Origin of the sequence: uncultured Flavonifractor sp. (assembly GCF_944387675.1) — a bacterium.
Taxonomy (GTDB): Bacteria; Bacillota; Clostridia; order Oscillospirales; family Oscillospiraceae; genus Flavonifractor.
In genome coordinates this window covers 1-3,322 of the sequence record NZ_CALXFV010000155.1, presented here as the reverse complement: position 1 = coordinate 3,322, position 3,322 = coordinate 1, and the positions used below count along the sequence as shown (strand labels likewise).

3 protein-coding genes are annotated in these 3,322 nt (G+C 64.3%); all 3 read right to left on the bottom strand.

Going from position 1 to position 3,322, the window contains the following annotated elements:
• On the bottom strand, positions 1 to 575 hold a 575-nt coding region (locus tag Q0J74_RS10870; RefSeq protein ID WP_297214518.1), incomplete at its 3' end, for a lipoprotein.
• A gap of 97 nt (positions 576 to 672) precedes the next feature.
• On the bottom strand, positions 673 to 1,842 hold the full coding sequence (locus Q0J74_RS10865; RefSeq protein ID WP_297214516.1) for a CapA family protein: 1,170 nt from the start codon (positions 1,840 to 1,842) through the stop codon (positions 673 to 675).
• A gap of 12 nt (positions 1,843 to 1,854) precedes the next feature.
• Positions 1,855 to 3,078: a serine hydrolase domain-containing protein gene (locus tag Q0J74_RS10860; protein WP_297214514.1), complete on the bottom strand. Its 1,224-nt coding sequence runs from the start codon at positions 3,076 to 3,078 to the stop codon at positions 1,855 to 1,857.
• Positions 3,079 to 3,322 lie beyond the last annotated feature (244 nt).

The window sequence follows — 3,322 nt, the reverse complement described above, 5'->3', positions numbered from 1 at the left end:
CCGGCCTCCTCGTCCACCTGGCCGCCGGCGCACACAAAGGTTCCGGGGCCGAAGTCGCTGGAGAAAGTGTACCAGGCGTCGTATTCCTCCGAATAGGGCACGCCGGAGGTGTCCGCCAGGTCGGCGGCGGTGATGCCGGCGTACCGCTCCAGGGCCTCGTCCACCGAGGCGCGGGGGATGCGGTGGGTGGGCACGGGCAGGTCCTCCGGGGAATCCCAGCCCAGGGTGTCCACCTCGTCCCGGTAGGGGAAGTCGGGCAGGGCGGCCAGGGCGGCATACTCCGCCTGGTCTTCCTCCCCCAGGGTGCCGTCGCCGGGGAAGTAGTAGAGGAAGTCGAAGAAGTCCAGCTGGGTCACATCGTCATAGTAGCTGGTGAAGAACCCGCTCACCGGCGTGGCGTAGGTGACGCCGTCCCGCTCCATGTGGGAGAGGAAGGCCTCGTTGACCCGGTCTATCTCCTCCTGGGTCAGGGGACGGGTCTCTGCCGCCGGTGAGGGACTGGCGGGGGTCGGAGCCTGTTTTGCACAGCCAGCCAGGAGCAGCAAGGCAAGGGCAGCCGGAAGTATGCGCTTCATAATAAAACCTCCTTTGTCACCCCTATGGTACCATGGATATCGGTACAAAGGGTGACAAAGGAGGTTACAATTCAGAGGCAAAAAGCTACGAAAAGAATTAAAAACCGAAAATTTCCAGACAATTTTCCTTTGCTTCTTCCAGGCACTGGACAAGGGAGCCGTCCGCGCCGGCGGGGATGACGGAGGCGTCGGTGAGGGTAAAGACCCGCTCCGTCCCGTTCCGCCGCACCATCAGCATGGGGACATAAGACCAGTCGGTGAGGTTGGTCTCGCCTGTCTCATTGTCCCGGGTCAGCTCCAGCGTGAGGACGGCGGTAGTGTCGGTGAGAGGGTCTACCTGGGAGGAAATGAAGTTGCCCAGGGAGTAGCACACGAAGCCGGTGCGCTGGGAGCCGTCCCAGCCGGTGACGGTGCGCGTCTCCATAGGCTGGGGCACATGGGAGTGGCCGCCCAGCACCAGGTCGGCTCCGTTTGCAATGAGCAGGTCGGCCATCTCCTCCTGGTAGCTGTTCTGCTCGGTGCGGTACTCCACTCCCCAGTGGATCATCACGGCGATGAGGTCGGGCTCCATGGACCGGGCGGCGGCCAGGTCGGCCTCCAGCTTTTCCGTGTCCGGGGTGGACAGACTGGTCATGTAATCGGTGTTGAACAGACTGACGGCCCAGTCCTTTCCGCTGGGCAGGGGGATACCGTTGGTGCCGTAGGTGTAGCCCAGGAAGGCCACTTGTATGCCACCCACGTCGGCCAGATGGACGGGACTTGCGGCCTTTTCCGCCGAGGTCCAGGTCCCCACATGGGCCAGCCCCGCCCCATCCAGGGCCTCTAGGGTGGAGACCAGCCCCTCATAGCCCTTGTCCAGACAGTGGTTGTTGGCGGTGAGCATCAGATCAAAGCCCAGCTCCTTCAAATCCTCTGCCAGCGCCGCCGGGGTGCGGAAGGCGGGGTAGCCGGAGTAGGGACCCTGGGCGGACAAGGTGGTTTCCAGATTGGCCACGGCGTAGTCCGCCCCCTCCACATAGGGCCGGGCCTGCTCAAAAATGGGGGTATAGTCGTAAATGCCCCGCTCCTCGTCCCAGGCATCACGGGTCACCGGCATATGGCTCATCACGTCCCCGCACACCGCCAGGGTGGCCACCGTGGGAGGAGCGGGCGTAGGAGCTGGAGCCGGAGCGGGTGTGGGCGTGGGTGTGGGAGCCGGGGCCGGGGCGGAGCACCCTGTCACGACCGCCAGAAGCAGGACGGCGGCCAGTACCTTGTGTGGATGCAAGCGGGTACCTCCTCACTCGGCCTGGCCGTAGACCGCCCAGGCAATCTGACTGCACACCTGATACACGCCCCAGGAGTCAATGTCCCCCCTGGCGCCGTTGGTGAAGACCACCACGCCGTCCCCGGTGTCCGGGTCGTAGGACATCAGGCCGTAAAAACCGTAGGCCGAACCGGTGTGGTAATACATGCGCACCCTGCCGTACATGTTCTCCCGGCAGCGCAGGGGCCTGCACTGCAAGAAGCCGTCGGGCGTCTGGCCCAGAGGCTGCTCCAGGTAGGCCACCGTCTCCGGGGCGAGAAGCTGCTCCTGCTGATATTTGCCGTCCGCCGCCAGCAGGGCGGTCAGTCTGGCCATGTCCCCGGCGCTGCAAGTGAAGCCCCCGGCGTAGAAGTTGCCCCGGTAGCCCGGCTGGTCGATGCGCACATAGCCTTCCTGCTCCGGGACCGAGCGGGTGACCGCGCCATCCTGGTACAGGGGGCAGAGCAGGCCGGTGTGGGTTGCGCTGCCCGCCTCAAAGGCGGCGTCAATTCCCAGAGGGGTGAGCACGGCCTCCCCCAGCACTGCGTCCAGCATCCGGCCTGCGGCCAGTTCCAGGGTCATACCCAGCACGGCAAAGCCGTAGTTGTTGTAGCACCAGCTCCCCAGAGCTCCCGGCTCCACCTCCTGAAAGCCGTCGCCCGCCAGCCGCTGCCGGGCGGCGGACCCTTTCAGGGCGGCCAGGCTGCCGCTGGCGTCGGTGAGGGAGGAGGTGTGGGTGAGAAGCATGTCCACCGTAATGGAATGGTCGGGATAGGTGGGATTGCGCACCGTCACCCCCCAACAGTCCGACAGGTCGCTCTGGGGGGTGATGATTCCCTGCTCCATCAGCACTCCGGCGGAGAGGGCGGTGGCAATCTTGGTCAGGGAGGCGCAGCGCATCTTGTGCTCCGCCGTCATGGGCGCCTGTCCGTCCACCGCCCAGCCCCAGGCGGCCTGGGCGATCAGCTCCCCGCCCTGGATGGCGGCGGCCTGGATACCCATGGCGCCCCAGTCCGTTCCTGCCCGGGCGACGGCCTGCTCCAGCTCCGCCTGGGTTATCAATGGCTCCGGCGGCGTGGACTCCGGCGCGGGACTGGGGGAGGGTGTGACGGCGGGAGCGGGGGAGGGAGAGGGGAAATTGGCCTGCTCCACCGGCCTGGTTTGCCCGCAGGAGGCAAGGAACAACAGGGAAAAAAGACAAATTGCGGCGCGTTTCATGCAAAAACCTTCCTTTCCGCCTCTATTCTATCATGGGGAACGGTACAAAAGGTTACGGGAGCGGTTCCGATTTGGAAACAACAAACTACAATTGCCCTTTTCTCAAAAATCACATATAATAGATTTCGTTTAAAACAGAGGGAGGAGCGCTATGATCCTGAATATTTTGGCGGTAGGCGATGTGGTGGGAGACGGCGGTCTGGACTGCCTGAGCCGCCACCTGCGCCAGCTGAAGAAGCTGAAA